The sequence below is a fragment of the Protofrankia sp. Cas3 genome (genome assembly GCF_963555955.1).
In the GTDB taxonomy this organism is placed as follows: Bacteria; Actinomycetota; Actinomycetes; order Frankiales; family Frankiaceae; genus Protofrankia.
Genome location: NZ_CAUVXP010000082.1, coordinates 1 through 16,062, shown reverse-complemented (window position 1 = coordinate 16,062; position 16,062 = coordinate 1). Strand labels below are relative to the sequence as shown.

The window sequence follows — 16,062 nt, the reverse complement described above, 5'->3', positions numbered from 1 at the left end:
TACCCCGTGCCGACGACGAACGCCCGGCGGATCTGACGGCCCTGCGCCGTGCGTATCGGGATGTTCTGCAGGTTCGGGTCGGTCGAGGACAACCGGCCGGTCGCCGCGATCATCTGGTTGAACGTCGTGTGGATGCGGCCGGCATCGTCGATCATCGGTATGAGCGAGTCGACCACCGTACGCAGCCGGGCAACGTCACGATGGCGCAACAGCACCGCCAGGAGCGGATGGTCGGCCTGAGTGGCGAGCCAGGCCAGCGCGTCCGCGTCGGTGGTGTAGCCAGTCTTGATCTTCTTGGTTTTGGGCAGGCCCAGCTCGTCGAACAGGATGGCCTGCAGCTGCTTGGGTGAGCTGAGGTTGAACGGCCGCCCGACGATCTCATGCGCCTGCGCGGACACCGCGGCGACCTCGGCACCGTAGTGCTTCTGGAGCTCGAGCAGATGATCGGTGTCGGCGGCGATGCCGGCCCGCTCCATCACGGCCAGCACGCCGACGAGTGGAAGCTCCACGTCGTGCAGGAGCGCGGTGGCACCGCGGCGGTCCAGGTCCGCGTCGAGCGCGTCGGCGAGCTCGAGGCAGGCCCGTGCCCGCACGACGTCCGCACCGGCCGCGTCCGCCTCGTCCGATCCGTCGATGGTCAGCTGTCCGGTGTCGGATCCTTGCGTACGCAGGTCGCGCCGGAGATAACGCAGGACGAGATCGGCCAGGTCGAAGGTGCGCTGACCGGGCAGCGCCAGGTAGGCCGCGAGCGCGGTGTCGCTGGTCACCCCCTCCAGTGACAGGCCACGGGCGGCAAGCGCCAACATGGGTCCTTTCACGTCATGAGCCGCCTTGGGCTGACCAGGGTCGGCCAGCCACTGCGCCAGCGCCTTGTCATCGTCGCCGGTGAGCCCAGCCGGGTCGATCCACGCACCGGGACCGCCGGGGGTGGCCAGCGCGAGCGCCGTGACGACGCCGGTACCCCGACCCCAGGTGCCACGGACGTGCAGGCCGACGCGCTGCCCGCCACGGGCATGGTCGGTCAGCCATTGGGAAACCTCGCCGGGCCCCAGGATGCGCGTGCTCACCTCGAAACCCTCGTCGGCCTCGGGTTCGACCGTGGCCAGCGCCGTGTACAGCCGCTCCCGCAACGTCCGGAACTGCAAGGTGTCGAAGAGCTGGTGGACGGCTTCGCGGTCCCACGGGCGCAGCCGAAGATCGACGGGGGTGACGTCCAACGGCACGTTCCGGGCGAGCTCGGTCAGGGCCCGGTTGCGGATCACGCTGGCCAGATGGGCGCGCAGCGACGTACCCGTCTTCCCGCCGAGTTCGTCCACCCGGTCGACGAGCTCGGCCAACGACCCGAACTGCTGGATCCACTTGGTGGCGGTCTTCTCCCCCACCCCGGGCACCGACGGCAGGTTGTCCGAGGGGTCACCGCGCAGCGCGGCGAAGTCCGGGTACTGCACCGGGGTGAGACCGTACTTCGCCTCGACCTCCGCCGGAGTGAACCTGGTCATGTCACTGATGCCGCGCCGGGTCATCAGCACCGTCACCTCGTCGGTGACGAGCTGCAACGCGTCCCGGTCACCGGTGACGATCAGCACCTGCATCCCCACGGCCGCGCCCTGGCTCGCCAGTGTCGCGATGACGTCGTCCGCCTCGTAGCCGGGCGCGCTGACCCCGAGCACGGCGAGCGAGTCGCACACCTGCTGGATCAGGCTGATCTGTCCGACGAAGTCCTCAGGCGTCTCGGCGCGCCCAGCCTTGTACTCCGCGTACTGGGTGTGCCGGAACGTGGGAGTCGGCAGATCCCAGGCGACCGCCACATGGGTGGGGCGCTCATCGCGCAACACGTTGATCAACATCGAGGTGAAGCCGTAGACGGCGTTGGTCGGCTGTCCCGTCGTCGTGGCGAAGTTCTCGACCGGGAGCGCGAAGAACGCACGGTAGGCCAAGGAGTGGCCGTCGAGCAGGAGCAGCCGCGGCTCACCGTCGCCAGGCGCGGGCTGGGCGACGGCCGAGGTAGAGCCGGCAACCGAACGCGCGGAACCACGGGCTGGCGGGCGCTGCGCGCCGGCGGATGTGGCGGACACGACCCGAGTGTATTTGGCCCGCCCGCCCCGCCGTACCTCCCCGTGCCGCACACCGTGGGCGCGGTGCGGTACGGGGAGGTACGGGGAGGCACGGTGCGGTACGGGGAGGCACGGGGAGGCACGGGGAGGCACGGGGAGGCACGGGGAGGCACGGGGAGGCACGCCGGCCGTATACCGGCCCCCAGCAATTTCCGCCGGTTGATATTCGCCCGGTGATATTCACCTGATGACATTCTACTGCTGACATTCGGGTGACCGAGGACCACACGGGGCGTCTTCGATCGGACAGACCGATACCCGAACGTGTCACTCGTCACGCCGCGAAGAACGCTGGGAACGCCACCGGGAACGCCGCCGGAAGGCTTCGGGGAAGACGGTGTGCGAAAACCGACGGCTGCCGTCCGCCCGGCGCATTGACGCGAGCATCGGTCACGCCTAGCTTCTTTGTCAGTGGGCCCGGGACGGACGAGTAGATAACGTCCATACACGGGGAAGGTGTGGACGGCGCCAAAGACCGTCCCGGGTTTCACTTATTCATCTGCAGATTCAGGTGGCACTGCAGCCTCATGTGCCACTGCAACCTCATGTGCCACTGGATGCACGGTTCGATCCCCAGCGCCACGCGCGGTGCTGTCGCTCAGGCGACGTCCTCACCCAGATAAGCCCGCCGAACACGGTCGTCCGCGCGCAACAGGTGAGCCGGGCCGTCCAGCACCATCCGACCTGTTTCCAGCACGTAGCCACGGTCTGCGACCGCCAGCGCCTGGTGGGCGTTCTGCTCCACCAACAGCATCGACACGCCGGTGCTGTTGATCTCAGTGATGACCGAGAAAATCATGGCTACGACCAGCGGTGCGAGCCCCATCGAGGGCTCGTCCAACAGCAGCACCCGGGGCCGTGCCATGAGCGCCCGGCCGATGGCGAGCATCTGCTGCTCGCCGCCGGAAAGGGTTCCCGCCGCCTGCCCACGTCGCTCGGCAAGGCGTGGAAACATCGCGAAGACCCGTTCGATGTCGCCACGCGCCCGGCGGCGGTCCCGGTAGGCGCCCATCAGCAGGTTCTCGTGGACGGACATGACCGGAAACACCCTGCGGCCTTCGGGCACGTGACTGATCCCCCGCGCGACGATCTCGTGTGCCGGCAGGCCCGCGAGCGGCTCCCCGTCGAGCCGTACCTCCCCCGACACCGGATGCAACAGCCCCGACACCGTTGCCAGCGTCGTGGTCTTGCCGGCGCCGTTCGCCCCCAGCAGGGCCACCACCTCGCCGGCTCCGACCCGCAGGCTCACGCCACGCAGCGCGGTCACCGAGCCGTAGCGGACCTCCACGTCGGTGAGCTCGAGCGCCATCAGCCGCCACCAGGAGCGTCGGCCGGGCCCAGGTATGCCTCGCGCACCGCCGGGTCCCGCTGGACGTCGGCCGGCGGACCGCTGGCGATGACCTGGCCGAAGTTGAGCACGACCACCGCCGTGGCCACGCTCATCACCAGGCCCATGTCGTGTTCGATCAGCAGTACGGAGATCCCGTCCGCGGCGACCCGCCGCAGCAGCCCTGCCAGCTGGTTTTTCTCCGCCGTGTTCGCGCCCGCCGCGGGTTCGTCCACCAGCAGCAGACACGGGTCGGCGCCCAGTGCCCGCGCGATCTCCAGACGGCGCTGCTCCCCGTAGGCGAGCGCCGCGGCCGGGACGTGCGCACGGTGCGCAAGGCCGACGAAGGCCAGCAACTCCATGGCGCGGCGCACGGCGCGAGCCTCGTACCGCCGGACGGCGGGGGTGGCGAGCATCACCTGTAGCGTCGCCGGGCGGTCCCGCCCCTGCACCCCGACCTGGACGTTGGCGAGCGCGCTCAACCCGCCGAACAGCCGGATGTGCTGGAACGTCCGGGCCACCCCGAGCCGGCTGATCACGTGCGGTCGGCGGTCGAGCAGGCACGTCGGAGCACCGCCGCGGCCCCACAGCGTGACGTTACCGGCCTGCGGGCGGGCGACGCCCGTCAGGCAGTTGAACAGCGACGTCTTGCCCGCACCGTTAGGACCGATCACCGCGAGAATCTGACCCCGTTCATGGCGTAGCGACACGCCGTTCAGGCTCGTGACTCCGCCGAAGCGCAGTACCAGCCCACGCACGTCGAGGACAAGACCGGTGTCGCTGCGACCGGCCGCCGGGTCCCGGCTCGGCACGGCGTTCATCCGGCCGGCCCACCGGCGGGCAGCGCGCCGCCGACGTCACCCATGTCACCCACGTCACGCACATCACCGATCCCGCCGGCACCCGGGACACCGGCGTCGTCGGCGGCGTCGTCGGCGACGGCGACGCCTACCCGCTCACCGCGCCGTGGCGGGAGCAGGCCCTGCGGCCGGAAGGTCATCATGATGACCACCACGACCCCGAAGTAGATGTACCGGTCGGCTGGGGGCACGACGTCACGCAGGAAGAACGCCAGCCCCTGCAGGACGACCGCGCCGAGCACCACGCCGAACCGGGAGCCCATCCCACCGAAGATCACAATGGTGAGCACCAGAATCGAGGCCTGCAGGCTGAACGTCTGCGGGTTGAAGAACTGCTTGGTCGCGAAGAGCACCCCGGCGAAACCCGACACGGACGCGCCGATCGAGAACGCCAGCAGCTTCATCCGCACCGTCGCGACACCCGAGATCTCGGCCGCGAACTCGTCCTCCCGGATCGCGGCCCACGCCCGGCCGACGTGCGACCGTTCCAGCCGGCCGAACACCACGATCACCACGATCACCACGGCGAGCAGCAGGTAGTAGTACGGCAGTGGCGCCAGGCCCCAGGCATAGTGCAGTGCCCCGACGTCAAGGGACAAGGGCGGCACGCCGAACACCCCGCGCGAGCCGCCCGTGACACCGTCGACGTTGTTCGCGAGCAACTGGACGATCTCACCGAACCCCAGCGTCACGATGGCCAGGTAGTCCCCGCGCAGCCGCAGCGTGGGCCCGCCGAGAGCCACCCCGGCGACCATCGCCGCGACCACCGCGATCGGGATCACGACGAACGGGTTGAGAATGACCGGTGAGTGCCACGGCATCGCCGTGCGGGAGGTGAAGTAGGCGGTTGTATACGCGCCGATCGCGAAGAACGCGATGTAGCCGAGATCGAGCAGGCCGGCGTAGCCGACCACCACGTTGAGGCCCAACGCGAGCAGCGCATAGATCCCGATATCGGTCACGAGGGACTGTGCGGCCGCCGCGGACAGGCCCAGCGGCACGATCAGGGCGATACCCAGCATCCCCACGGTCGCCACGGCCCGTCCCCAGGCGCCCACCGCAGGGCCGCCGAAGCCGCCGAGATCGCCGAGATCGCCGAGGTCGCCGACCGGCAAGCCTGAGCAGGCTGCCCGGACCGATCGGAGCAACCATCCACCGGCGCCTGCCCGCACGCGTGCGGCGCACATGACACCCGCCCAGGTACCGGTCGCCAGCGCCGCGAACAGCGCGAAGCGCGGGGCGAACAACGATCCGCGGATGCCGGCGAAAGGATGATCTGCGTCACCGGACGGACCGGTGACAACCGCGACCAGCACCGCGCCGCCCAGGTACACCGCGAGCCGACGCAGCCAGGGCAGCGCTGCGCTCATGCCGCCCTGCCCTGACGTTCACCCAGGAGGCCCGAGGGCCGGACCAGGAGCACTCCCACCAGGACGAGGAAGGCGATCACGTCCTTGTAGGACGCCTGGAACACATAACCGCCATAGCTTTCGACCAGGCCGAGGAGCACCCCTCCCAGCACCGCGCCGCGGACGTTACCGATGCCGCCGAGCACGGCGGCGGTGAACGCCTTGATGCCCGGGACGAACCCCATCGTGTAGGAGGCGTTGAACGTCATCGCATAGAGGAAGCCACCGGCACCCGCGAGCAGACCACCGAGCACGAACGTGGCGACGATCACCCGCTCGACGTCGACCCCCATCAGGCTCGCGGTGCCGGCGTCCTGGGCGGTCGCCCGGATTGCCTGGCCCAGCCGGGTGACGGCGACCACCCGGTCGACGACGACGAGCATCACCACCGCCACCCCGACGATGACCAGGGCCTGGGTCGAGATATCGGCACCGAGGACCCGCCAGGCGGTCCCGTTGGTGAACAGATCGGGGACGGGCACGCTCTGGCGGCCGAACTCCTTACCGGCCAGGTTGGCGGCGAACAGGGACGCTCCGATGGCACCGATGAGGTAGGCCAGACGAGGCGCGCCACGGCGGCGCAGCGGCCGGTAGGCAGCGCGCTCCAGGGCGAACGCGGCAAGGCCACCGGACGCGGCGCCGACACCGAGCCCGACCGCCACCAGTGCGACCGATGTGAGCCCTGACGGCGTCACCTCGCCCGCGGGCAGCAGCGCCCGGGCTGCGAACAGGCCCCCGAACGCGCCGAGCATGAAGACCTCACTGTGGGCGAAGTTGATCAGCGTGAGCACCCCGTAGACGAGGGTGTAGCCAAGAGCGATGACCGCGTAGAGGGAACCGATGGTCGCTCCGTCCACCGTCAGCTGCCCGAACTCGCGCGCGAAACCCATCCAGATGCTCCCCCCGAATCGCCGATGGTCCCGCTGCCCCGCCGCGGGTCAGGCTTTGATCAGTTCGGCGGTGGTTCCGAGCACCTCCCGCTTGCCGCCACGGACCTGGTAGACGTAGACGGTCGAACCGACGATCTCGCCGTCGGGTTGGAACACGACCCGCTTGGTGACGCCCTCGAAGTCGACGGAGGAGAAGACCTGGGCGACGGCCTCACGGCTGGCTCCCGGCCCGAGCTTGCGCAGGACCCCGATGATCGCGTTCGTCGCGTCGTAGGCCTCGCCGGAATAGGTGCCCGGCCGCGTGCCGTTGTTGACCCGCTTGAAGTCGGCGACGAAGCCGGCGGCCTTCGGGTCGCTGTTGGCGTCGCCACACGGGCAGGTCAGATACGCGCTCTCGGCGCTCGCAGCCCCGGCCTGTGCGACGAACTGGTCGTCATTCGATCCGTCGCCGCTCATGACAGCGCCGGTGAAACCCTTGGCCCGCAGCGCCTTGGTCAACAGGGAGAATTCCGGATAGTACCCGGAGTAGAACATCACGTCGGGCTGCTCGGAGATTATCTTTGTCGCCTCGGACGTGTAGTCCTTCGTTGGATTGATGCCGTCATGGGTTACATTCACCCCCTGTGCCGCCAGTTCTTTTTCGAGGACCGTCGACAGCCCCGTGCCGTACTCGCTCTTGTCGTCGAGGGAGAAGACCTTCTTGGCCTTGAGCGCCTTTGCGACGTAATCCGCGGCGGCGGCACCCTGCACGGTGTCGGGGGCGATCACCCGGAAGAACGTTCCGAAACCCAGCGAGGTGAGCTTCGGGTTTGTCGCGGACGGGCTCACGGACAGCAGTTTGGCCTGGCTGTAGAGCGGCTCGCTGGCCTTGGTGGCACCGGAGAACATCGGCCCGACCACGGCGATGACGTCCGGGTTGTCGATCAGTTTCTGGGCGGCGGTGGGACCCTGCTCCGGGGTGCCCTGATCGTCCGCCTCGACCAGACGGACGGTGAACGGAAGCTGGCCGCTGACGTTGGCGCGATCCACTGCCGTCCGCACGCCGTTGATCGCGTTGATGCCGAGCTGCTGGCTGTCGCCCGACAGCGGCCCCTGGAATCCGATGATGTACTGCGGGCGTCCGCTTGCGGAGGACCCTCCCCCGCAGGCGCCGACGGTCAGCGCGATCGCAAGAAGCGCGACGGCTCCCGCCGCCTTTGTTCGCCTCGCCATGCCGTGTCCCTTCACCCGTTCCGGTAGGGCGGTCCGGGCAGATCCCCGCCGGGCATGGCGCGGACGGTGTCCGCTTCCCCCATCAGGAAGGCCGACCGACCAGGTCATGCGCACGGCAGCCTCACGCCGCGTCCGCGTCACGCAGTCGCCGTCCCCACCTGCCGTGCCTGCCCTGTCCGGCTCGTTCGCCAAACTGTCGGCAACCTAGTCGCTACAACCAGCAACGGGAAGCTTATTGTGCCCGTGTCGCTACATTTTGTGCACAGACACGGGCGCGGACACGGGCACGGGCACGGGCGCGGACACCGACACGCGGAGGGGACGGCCGACGGCTGACCGCTACCTGCGGCACGCCGCCACCGGGACGAACGTCGTGTTACGCACCACCTGGCCGGTCACCCGTGACATATCGCCCCACTTCGTGGGTCTCGCAGGTCACGGGCGTGCCGTTCCTCGTTGATCTCACCGTCTCGCCGTAATGGATCTTCCGGCTGACCGGGCGCGCGTCGAACTGCCCCAGCCCGGCCCGGACCTGTTCATCCTGCGACCGGCACTCGTCCTACCCGCCGGCGTACAGATCTGCATGGACCTCGCCAGCGGGGACGCGGACGCGGCCACCTGGTGGTCATCCCTCGCGGTAGAAGCGACCTACGCCTCCCTGTGGCACAAAAAGCGCAACCGAAACGGGCCACACCCGCGATGATCACCGTCGCCGCCGCCTGCGCGCGCTGACCGGTTGAATCCGCCCGCCCTTGAAACCGTAAAGAAAGTTTGCGACAGACGACGGGCTCACGCGCGCCTTGCTGGTGGCAGCTAGGTCAGGCGCCACGTGGCGTAACTGCGTGCCAGGGTTGCTCGGTTTTGGGCGGCGCGATTGTCTGACTGAGCGGCACGCATGCTCCACAGCCCGGCCACGTAGCAGGCGAAGGCGTTGAGGTCGTCGTCGGTGGCGCCAGCCCAGCAGGTCAGCCTGGACGCCCACTGCTCGGCCTGCTGCGGGGAGTGTCCGGCGCCGATGAGACGGATGACCATGAATGCGGCGTCTACCCAGCCGGCGCCTTGTGCCGGCCAGCCCCAGTCGACCACCCAGACCCGGTCCTTTCTGATCATGAACTGGTGGGCATGCAGGTCAGTGTGGATCAGTCGGTCCCCTGCAACGGCGTCGACTACGGTGCTTGCGTGGACGGCTGCCGTGGCTACGTCCCATCCGGGGAAAGCGCTCGCTGGCCGCGCCGTCAAGTCCGCCCACCAATCCGTGTTGCGCCATCGCTCGGAAAGCGAGCGCAGGCCCTCGCCGGCCCGGCGGGCGATGTCGTCGACGACATCGCCAATGCGGGGTAGGTCAGGGGAGTCAGACGCGAGGTCCGCCGGGCGGCCGGTCGCGTGCTCGAAGCCGACAAGCAGCCAGTCATCGACCTGGCATGCGAACTGCGGCCTCGGCGCGATGCCTGCGGCGAGGTGCCCGAACGTGTGCTCGTTGCGGAGCCAGCGTGCCCGCCTGCCGTCGCCGTGGACGGCTTTGACGAACAGCCGCTGCTCACCCGCATCCACGACTGCGGCGAGGTCACAGCCGTCCCCTACGTCCACCGTGTCGGCGGACATGATGGGTCCGGTCTGTGCCTCGACCGCGTCGCGGACCTGCGCCGGCAGGTCATTCCACTTCATCGGAAAGGTCGACTCCATTACGTGGGGATACGGCTGTCCTTGTTCTCGTCGCCGTCCTTGCCGCTTGCCGAGCAGCTGTCAGGGTCGCACGTGGCGCTCGTCTGCCACAGCTCGTGGTCGACGAGGTATCCGGCCTGTTGGATCATCACGATCGTAGGTGCGTGCCTTGCCGTGGTGGTGCTGCGGGTGGGTGGCATGTCGTCGGGCACGTGGTGGATGAAGCGGCCGGCGACCTGCCGGCAGAAGAGTGCGTACTACTTGGTGTGCAGGAGGAAGGCGTGCCAGCCGAGGTCGATGGTGTGGCTGGGCACGTGCGGCGTGTCCGGGTCCGTCCCGCACGCGGCGAGGAACGCGAGGGACTGGTCGATGACCCGCTCGGCGTACGGACGGTCGACCAGGTGGTCTGCCGCAAGCCGGTTGGACAGCCGCTCGAAGAGTCTCGGCGCGACAAGGTCGCGGCCCCTTCGGGTGGCGACGATCGTGGGTGTGGACATGGGGGGTTCCCTCTCGTAGGGGTGGAACCGCCAGCGACCTCGTCAGTGGCCTCTATGGTCCTCCGTTGTCGACCCGCCGACCCTGCCTGCAACAGGCCGCGCCAGCCGACGATGGGCAGACTACGCGGCGATTGGTAGTCGAATGTTCACGCTTGAGAACATGTCTCGCGCGTTGTTCACATCCGTGAACAGGTCCGTAACCGTGCGAACGACGTTCGTGGGGTTAGAATGAGCCTGTCGGTCTGCACGCGCGTTCCGGTCAGGAGAGGCGTCTGTGAACGACACTCCGGAGGCACCGACCACCATCGGCGCGCGCATCCGTTCGTGTCGCCGCTACCGAGGCATGACTCTTGAGACCCTTGCTGGCTTGCCGGGCCTGTCCAAGGGGTTCTTGTCGATGGTCGAGAACGGCCAGCGCCGTATGGACCGCCGCTCACACCTGGAAGCGGTGGCGGACGCGCTTCAGGTCTCCATCACCGACCTGACCGGGCAGCCCTACAAACCCACGAACCGCGCCCAGGCCCGGTCTCTCGCCGCTATCCCCGCTATCCGGGCCGCCATCCTCAACATCGCGTTCGATGAACGTCCGGACCTGCCGGCGCGGCCCATCGTCGCGCTACGCCTCGCCGCTGACGACGTCGAAACAGCGCGGGAAGCAGCCGCGCACGCATCCTACGCGTCACTCCTGCCGGACCTTATCCAGGAGCTGCACGTGCACGCGGCTGACTCAGGCAGCGATGCCCGCACGGCACTTGCCGCCTTGGTTGGCGCCTACCGGTCCGCTTTCGTGCTCAGCAAGGATCTCGGCTACGTCGATCTCGCCTGGATCGCAGCCGACCGTGCAATGCAGGCCGCCGAACGTCTCGACGATCCCGCGTGGTCGGCGTTCGGTGGCTTCTACCGCGCCAACGCGCTCCTGAGCGCCGGCGCCCGCAGCCGCGCGCGTCAGGTCGCTGAGCGGGCCGCTGACGCTGCCGCCGGCCAGCTCGGCCAGGCGCAGGTCATGCCGGTCTACGGCATTCTTCATCTGGCGTCCGCACTCACAGCGGTATCCAGCAACGATACGGGCGCGGTCGACGCCCATATCGACGAGGCCGTCGAGATTGCCGGTCGGACCGGTGAGACGAATGCCTTTCACCTGCACTTTGGTCCCACCAACGTGGCGGTCTGGCGCGTGAGCATCGCAGTCGAGCGGGGCGACGGCGGCAAGGCCCCCGAGATCATGCGCGGTGTGGACACGTCGGTACTCGGTTCGGGACGCCGCCGTGCGCAGTTCCTTACCGACCTTGGCCGAGGACTCGCGCAGGCACGTGGCAAGGACCCGCAAGCCCTCGCGGCACTCCGCGAGGCGGAACGGCTGGCGCCTGAGCTAGGGCCTGTTCTGGGTCTGGATCACACTGGGGGCGTTCGTCCTTCGTGTGGATGCTTCGGCTGGTAGCACGGCTGTATGACGCGTGGTGATCTGACCGATGGTGAATGGGAGTTGGGAGCCGTACCTCCCATTGGGGGTATCCGGACCGATCCCTGACCTGCGCAGCTATTTCAACGCGGTGATGTGGAGGTTCCGTACCGGCAGCCCCTGGCGGGACGTGCCGGAGAACTACGGCTCCTGGTCGACGATCTACGACCGGTTCCGCCTGTGGGCGCGTGACGGGGTCTTCCAGACCCTCATGGACGCGATGATCACCGAGGCGGCGGCGCGCGGCGATGTCGACCTCAGCCTGGTCAGCGTGGACTCCACCGTCGCCTGCGCGCATCACCACGCGGCGGGCATGGTCGTCGACCCGGATCTCCTGGAGGACCTGGAGAAGGCCCTGATGGAGGAAAAGGGGCTTCGCAAACCGGGCAAAACGACCCCGTAACCGAGGCGCCCGAGGACGGAGAAGAAGCCGGACGGGCACGGCGCCGCGCGGTACGCCGACGCCGCAAGGCCCGGCTGAAAGCCGCCGAACTGGGACGCTCCCGGGGCGGGCTGACCAGCAAGGTGCACCTCGCGACCGACCGGCGCTGCCGCCCACTGTCCATCATCCTTACCCCCGGACAGGCCGCGGACAGCCCGTCTTTCCTCCCGGTCCTGAAGAAGATCAAGGTACGTGGACCGGTCGGCCGCCCCCGGACCCGGCCGGACGCGGTCGCCGGCGACAAGGCGTACTCCTCCCGCGTGAACCGCGCCTACCTGCGCACACGGAAGATCCAGGCGGTGATCCCAGAGAAGGCCGACCAGGCAGCCAACCGTAAGAAACGCGGCAGCGCCGGAGGTCGCCCGGTCAGCCACGACGCCACGCTCTACAAAGACCGCAACACCGTGGAACGCGGCATCAACAAGATCAAGGAATGGCGGGGTCTGGCCACCCGCTACGACAAGACACCCGAAAGCTACGCCGCAGGACTCCACCTGCGCGGATCCATCCTCTGGCTACGCAGCCTGCCAACACTATGATCCAAACTCAGAACAGACCCTAGTGGCACCCCAGAACAGCACCCGCCGTCATCCCCCGGAACGACTCACAGTGCGCAATCATCCACGATCGCGATCCTCTGTCGACAGAGATCCCCTAGATCGCTCGATGCGGCTCGGCGGCCCGAATCACGCCTGGCATGGATTCTGTTGCGGTCGCTGGGGCCGGTGTCATGTTGTTGCAGGTAGAGGGCGTGATCGGCACGGCGCGTCTTGGCCGAGATGTGCGCGATCTCAGCAGCCACTTCCGGCCGTTTACGGGACTTGCGGGGCTTTGCTTTAGCTCGGCTGGAGCTGCACGTAATTGCCTGGTCATGGTCGGTTCGCCAGGCGGCGCTGGAGGTTGGCGTGGCGGAACTCCCAGACGGCGCCGGCCTGACGTAGGACGCCGCGTGCGTGGGCGTCTTCGAGGAAGGCCATGAGGCGGATTGGGAGCTTGCCGCGGGCGGCGAGCCAGAGGCGGGTGAGGCTGAACCGGCCCCACGTGGAAACGAACCAGTCCAGTAACCACACCGTGAGCGCGACTGAAAATCCCACCTCAAACCCAATCCAGAGGCTGGCTGCCAAGCTGACGCCAACCCCACTCACGACTCCACTACATATTCCCGTCGCAAGTCCGCTGGCTATCACGCTAGCTCGGTCTTGGGCGAGAACAGACTTCGGGCTCACCGCTCGTGGTATATCGATAGCGAGGACGATGCCCGACGTGACCGTCCCGGAAAAAAGAAGAAGTAGTCCCTGTGTGCAGGCGAATGCGACGCCGCCTGCCAATCCTCCTATAAACCCACTTGAGGCGCTACCCGCGACACCGAGCAGGTGGCCAACGATCAGCCCGACCAAAAGTCCGCCGACAATCCCACCGGCAAGTCCGAATATTACCGCTAAAAAGAAACCTAGACCGATCCCCACCGCTAATCCAAGACCGAGATCGGAGAGCTGTAATCGGTTTAGAGAAATACGGAATGGTATAACATAGGCATCGCGACTGCCGTAGCTGGTTCCGCCCAAGAATCCCCCCGCAAAAGCGCCTGCGAGGATACCCGAAAGAATCTCGGTGAGTCCGCCAGTGAGGGAGCCCGCTAGTCCGCCGACAATCCCCCCGGTGACGCCGAACAGGATGCCGCCGGTAATATTTAGGAAGATACGTGGCGTCGCCTGGTGGAGTTCCCACCAGGCGAGGCTTCGGGTCCTGCGCTGGTATTCGAGCCACTCGGCGAGGAAACTTAGATAAGGCTCGGCCTGTACCGCGGTCCAATGGTTGCGTCGGTCGGAGAGGGGTCGGTATGCAGCGGGTATTAGCCCGTCGAGTAGGTGTTTCTCAATAGCAGCTCTTGTTGGAAACTCGACAAGGTCGCAGAGGTCTGCGGGCCGAGGCAGGCCAGCGATGCTCCCGCGTGGATGTGGATTGTATATGACTCGGGCGAGGTTGACCATCAGAGGCGTGGAGAACGCGCGGGCTACCGGGGGCGGCGGGGTCGTGGCCAGCGCTGCGCGGACGGGAATCCACTCTGATTGCCTGTTTACGCCGGCGGTCTCCGTCAGGTAGTTGCTGGCGGCGGTCGCGTCGAGCGGGTTGAGGCGGACGCCGGCGGCGCCTTCGACGAACACGGGCTGTCCGCTGGGATCGGAACGGATGGCGTGGCGAAACGGCTCGGGCCGACAGCTGATGATCAGGCCTGTGCCAGGGCGCAGCGTCTCGTTGATCGCAAGCAGCGCCTCGTGGCGTCCCTCGGCGCGGATCTCGTCGAGCCCATCAAGCACCGGTAGGATCAGCCCCGCTGTTAGCAGAGCGCGCGCCCAGGTGACGCCCGCTGCTGTGGTACCAGTCAGCCACGGATACCCCAGGATGATCTGGGCCTCTAGCCAGGAGTACAGGTCGAACTTATCGGGGTTCCACGACGCCAGCTGAATCAGTAAAGGAACAGGTTCCCCGGTCCGGCGGCGCCTCTGTAGGTCCAGCACTAGGCGGATGAGCAGCACTGTCTTGCCCGACCCGGGCTCGCCGAGTATGACGAGCCGACCGGTAGGGACCCGATCCAGGACGGTGATTAGTTCCGCGCCGCTGCCTACGAGCTCCTGCGCCCCGGTCGCCGGACTTGCCGGAGCCATCCACCCCCCGCCTGACCTGGCAAGACGAAGTAGGTAGTCCCACCTCTGAACCAGTGCGGCGTCGGCCGGGCGCCACGAGACGTCAAGAGGCGGTCGATCAATGCATTGACGTAAGATCTCTCCGGCCCACTGATCTCCCACCTGCTCAGCGAGGCGATCGGCAACCGTAACGACATCAATGTTTCCACCCCGCGTGTCCTGGCGATCGGCGAGGTAGCCCGCCAGCGACAGCGAGATGCCCACACCAGCCAGAATGGCCGCCCAGCGGCCCTGACCACTGGCCCAGGTTGCTACACCGACTACGGCAGTGGCGACGACCAGCATGACCCATGTCGGAGCCCGACGCTTCCCCCCATTACGACTCACAGCGGTCTATGATCCACGGAAGCGACGATCTGTCGACACCGGGCCCCCAGCCTTCTTCGTCAGACTGGTCTGAGACCGGCACAAACCGTGGGAGGCTACCGCACCCATGATCGGTTCGGGGCTCGGCTCTCGACTCGAGTAAAATCCCTAGACTCGGCGCGTGCGGATAACGTCGCTGTCCGGGATGGGCCTGCTGTCCTTCGACCGGTTCGGACTGGACCTCAGCGAGCGGGTCACGTTTGTCGTTGGGCCGAACGGCGTAGGGAAGAGCAACATGGCCCGCCTGCTGACGATCTGCCTGCGTGCGGTCGAAAGTGGCGACGGGGCTGCTGGTGATGTCGACCGGCTGCTGGCAGCGTTCCTGGCGGCGCGCCATGTTGGCTCGAACTCGCCCGACGTGGAGGCCCGCGTCGCCGTCCAGTTGACGGACGTGGTGGAGCGGGAGCTGCTCACCGAGTTCGTCCGGGCCATGGTCACGGGCGCGATGACTGCCCACGGGCAGATCCAGAACTCGGCCGAGATCGACGCGTGGGCCAAGGCAGAGATTACCGAGGTCAAGCTGCGGCCGCTGATGGAAGGCGAGATCGTCGCCAGCCACCCGGGAACGCCGGATGGCCGGTGGCAGTGCGCCTACGAGTTCACCGCGCCCGGCTTTGACCAGTCTGAGCATAGGTACCGGTGGATACTGCTGGGCTTACAGTCGGGTGCCATCTTCGACGCGGACGCACCGATGATCACCCAGGGTAGGGACATCGCCACCCGCATCATGGGCACACCCTCCCCGTCGTCGGGCCCAGTGATCACGGTTCCGGGCGGCTTCCGGCTGCGGGCGCAGGCGGCAGCGACGGTGATCATCGCGGGTGTGGCCCGCTGCGGTTGCACTTTTTGTGCCAGACAGAGGCATAGGTCGCTTCCACCGCGAGAGACGACCACCAGCTCGCCGCGTCCGCGTCCCCGCTGGCGAGGTCCACGCAGATCTGTACGCCGGCGGGTAGGACGAGCGAGGGTCGCAGGATGAACAGGTCCGGGCCGGGCTGGGGCAGTTCGACGCGCGCCCGTTCCGCCGGATGTGCCATCAGCAGGCCGTTGAAATGCGACCTGGTACGACCAGACCGGCGACTGTTTGGGATCGTGTCCATGGGTCTCTCCACTCCTGTC

Annotated in this window: 13 protein-coding genes and 1 pseudogene; 4 read left to right on the top strand and 10 right to left on the bottom strand. The window is 67.6% G+C overall.

Going from position 1 to position 16,062, the window contains the following annotated elements; translation table 11 throughout:
• The 6 genes from polA to U9983_RS15965 form a co-directional block, all read right to left on the bottom strand.
• Positions 1–2,075: DNA polymerase I (gene polA, locus U9983_RS15990; RefSeq protein ID WP_322754793.1), on the bottom strand; the 2,075-nt coding region annotated here is incomplete at its 3' end.
• Between the two features lie 637 nt (positions 2,076–2,712).
• Positions 2,713–3,423, bottom strand: coding sequence for an ABC transporter ATP-binding protein (locus tag U9983_RS15985; RefSeq protein ID WP_322751823.1), 711 nt, complete (start codon positions 3,421–3,423; stop codon positions 2,713–2,715).
• The gene (locus tag U9983_RS15980) at positions 3,423–4,262 is read right to left on the bottom strand and encodes an ABC transporter ATP-binding protein (protein ID WP_322754792.1); all 840 of its coding nucleotides are present in this window, start codon (positions 4,260–4,262) and stop codon (positions 3,423–3,425) included. Before U9983_RS15980 ends, U9983_RS15985 begins: the two co-directional genes overlap by 1 nt.
• Positions 4,259–5,671, bottom strand: a complete 1,413-nt coding sequence (locus tag U9983_RS15975; RefSeq protein ID WP_322754791.1) for a branched-chain amino acid ABC transporter permease — start codon at positions 5,669–5,671, stop codon at positions 4,259–4,261. The genes U9983_RS15980 and U9983_RS15975 overlap by 4 nt, the downstream gene beginning before the upstream one ends.
• Positions 5,668–6,600, bottom strand: coding sequence for a branched-chain amino acid ABC transporter permease (locus U9983_RS15970; protein ID WP_322751663.1), 933 nt, complete (start codon positions 6,598–6,600; stop codon positions 5,668–5,670). The genes U9983_RS15975 and U9983_RS15970 overlap by 4 nt, the downstream gene beginning before the upstream one ends.
• Before the next feature lie 48 nt (positions 6,601–6,648).
• Positions 6,649–7,812 carry a branched-chain amino acid ABC transporter substrate-binding protein gene (locus U9983_RS15965; protein WP_322754790.1) on the bottom strand — a complete coding sequence of 388 codons (1,164 nt, stop codon included), beginning with the start codon at positions 7,810–7,812 and terminating at the stop codon, positions 6,649–6,651.
• Between the two features lie 478 nt (positions 7,813–8,290).
• On the opposite strand from U9983_RS15965, the gene U9983_RS15960 reads away from it, so the two are divergent.
• Positions 8,291–8,515, top strand: coding sequence for an energy transducer TonB (locus U9983_RS15960; RefSeq protein WP_322754789.1), 225 nt, complete (start codon positions 8,291–8,293; stop codon positions 8,513–8,515).
• 110 nt (positions 8,516–8,625) lie between these two features.
• Here U9983_RS15960 and U9983_RS15955 read toward each other — a convergent pair whose 3' ends face one another.
• From U9983_RS15955 to U9983_RS15945, 3 genes are all read right to left on the bottom strand, one after another.
• Positions 8,626–9,477 carry a hypothetical protein gene (locus U9983_RS15955; protein ID WP_322754788.1) on the bottom strand — a complete coding sequence of 284 codons (852 nt, stop codon included), beginning with the start codon at positions 9,475–9,477 and terminating at the stop codon, positions 8,626–8,628.
• Positions 9,478–9,494: 17 nt separating this feature from the next.
• A complete protein-coding gene (locus U9983_RS15950) occupies positions 9,495–9,626 on the bottom strand; it encodes a hypothetical protein (RefSeq protein ID WP_322754787.1) in 132 nt (43 codons plus the stop codon).
• Positions 9,627–9,731: 105 nt separating this feature from the next.
• The gene (locus U9983_RS15945; RefSeq protein WP_322754786.1) at positions 9,732–9,971 is read right to left on the bottom strand and encodes a hypothetical protein; all 240 of its coding nucleotides are present in this window, start codon (positions 9,969–9,971) and stop codon (positions 9,732–9,734) included.
• A gap of 274 nt (positions 9,972–10,245) precedes the next feature.
• On the opposite strand from U9983_RS15945, the gene U9983_RS15940 reads away from it, so the two are divergent.
• The gene (locus U9983_RS15940) at positions 10,246–11,409 is read left to right on the top strand and encodes a helix-turn-helix domain-containing protein (RefSeq protein ID WP_322754785.1); all 1,164 of its coding nucleotides are present in this window, start codon (positions 10,246–10,248) and stop codon (positions 11,407–11,409) included.
• Between the two features lie 9 nt (positions 11,410–11,418).
• Positions 11,419–12,411 (top strand): annotated as a pseudogene (locus tag U9983_RS15935) (IS5 family transposase).
• Positions 12,412–12,741: 330 nt separating this feature from the next.
• Here the strand turns inward: U9983_RS15935 and U9983_RS15930 are convergent.
• Positions 12,742–14,862 (bottom strand): NACHT domain-containing protein, encoded by a 2,121-nt coding sequence (locus tag U9983_RS15930; RefSeq protein WP_322754784.1) that lies wholly within the window; start codon positions 14,860–14,862, stop codon positions 12,742–12,744.
• A 202-nt stretch (positions 14,863–15,064) separates the two neighbouring features.
• On the opposite strand from U9983_RS15930, the gene U9983_RS15925 reads away from it, so the two are divergent.
• The gene (locus U9983_RS15925) at positions 15,065–15,922 is read left to right on the top strand and encodes a hypothetical protein (RefSeq protein WP_322754783.1); all 858 of its coding nucleotides are present in this window, start codon (positions 15,065–15,067) and stop codon (positions 15,920–15,922) included.
• The last annotated feature ends 140 nt before the right edge of the window (positions 15,923–16,062 follow it).

What these genes read in the sequence shown, in the direction of transcription:
- U9983_RS15985 (WP_322751823.1), bottom strand. Translation starts at nt 3,423, where the DNA reads ATGGCGCTCGAGCTCACCGACGTGGAGGTCCGCTACGGCTCGGTGACC.
- U9983_RS15980 (WP_322754792.1), bottom strand. Translation starts at nt 4,262, where the DNA reads ATGAACGCCGTGCCGAGCCGGGACCCGGCGGCCGGTCGCAGCGACACC.
- U9983_RS15975 (WP_322754791.1), bottom strand. Translation starts at nt 5,671, where the DNA reads ATGAGCGCAGCGCTGCCCTGGCTGCGTCGGCTCGCGGTGTACCTGGGC.
- U9983_RS15970 (WP_322751663.1), bottom strand. Translation starts at nt 6,600, where the DNA reads ATGGGTTTCGCGCGCGAGTTCGGGCAGCTGACGGTGGACGGAGCGACC.
- U9983_RS15965 (WP_322754790.1), bottom strand. Translation starts at nt 7,812, where the DNA reads ATGGCGAGGCGAACAAAGGCGGCGGGAGCCGTCGCGCTTCTTGCGATC.
- U9983_RS15960 (WP_322754789.1), top strand. Translation starts at nt 8,291, where the DNA reads ATGGATCTTCCGGCTGACCGGGCGCGCGTCGAACTGCCCCAGCCCGGC.
- U9983_RS15955 (WP_322754788.1), bottom strand. Translation starts at nt 9,477, where the DNA reads ATGAAGTGGAATGACCTGCCGGCGCAGGTCCGCGACGCGGTCGAGGCA.
- U9983_RS15945 (WP_322754786.1), bottom strand. Translation starts at nt 9,971, where the DNA reads ATGTCCACACCCACGATCGTCGCCACCCGAAGGGGCCGCGACCTTGTC.
- U9983_RS15930 (WP_322754784.1), bottom strand. Translation starts at nt 14,862, where the DNA reads ATGCTGGTCGTCGCCACTGCCGTAGTCGGTGTAGCAACCTGGGCCAGT.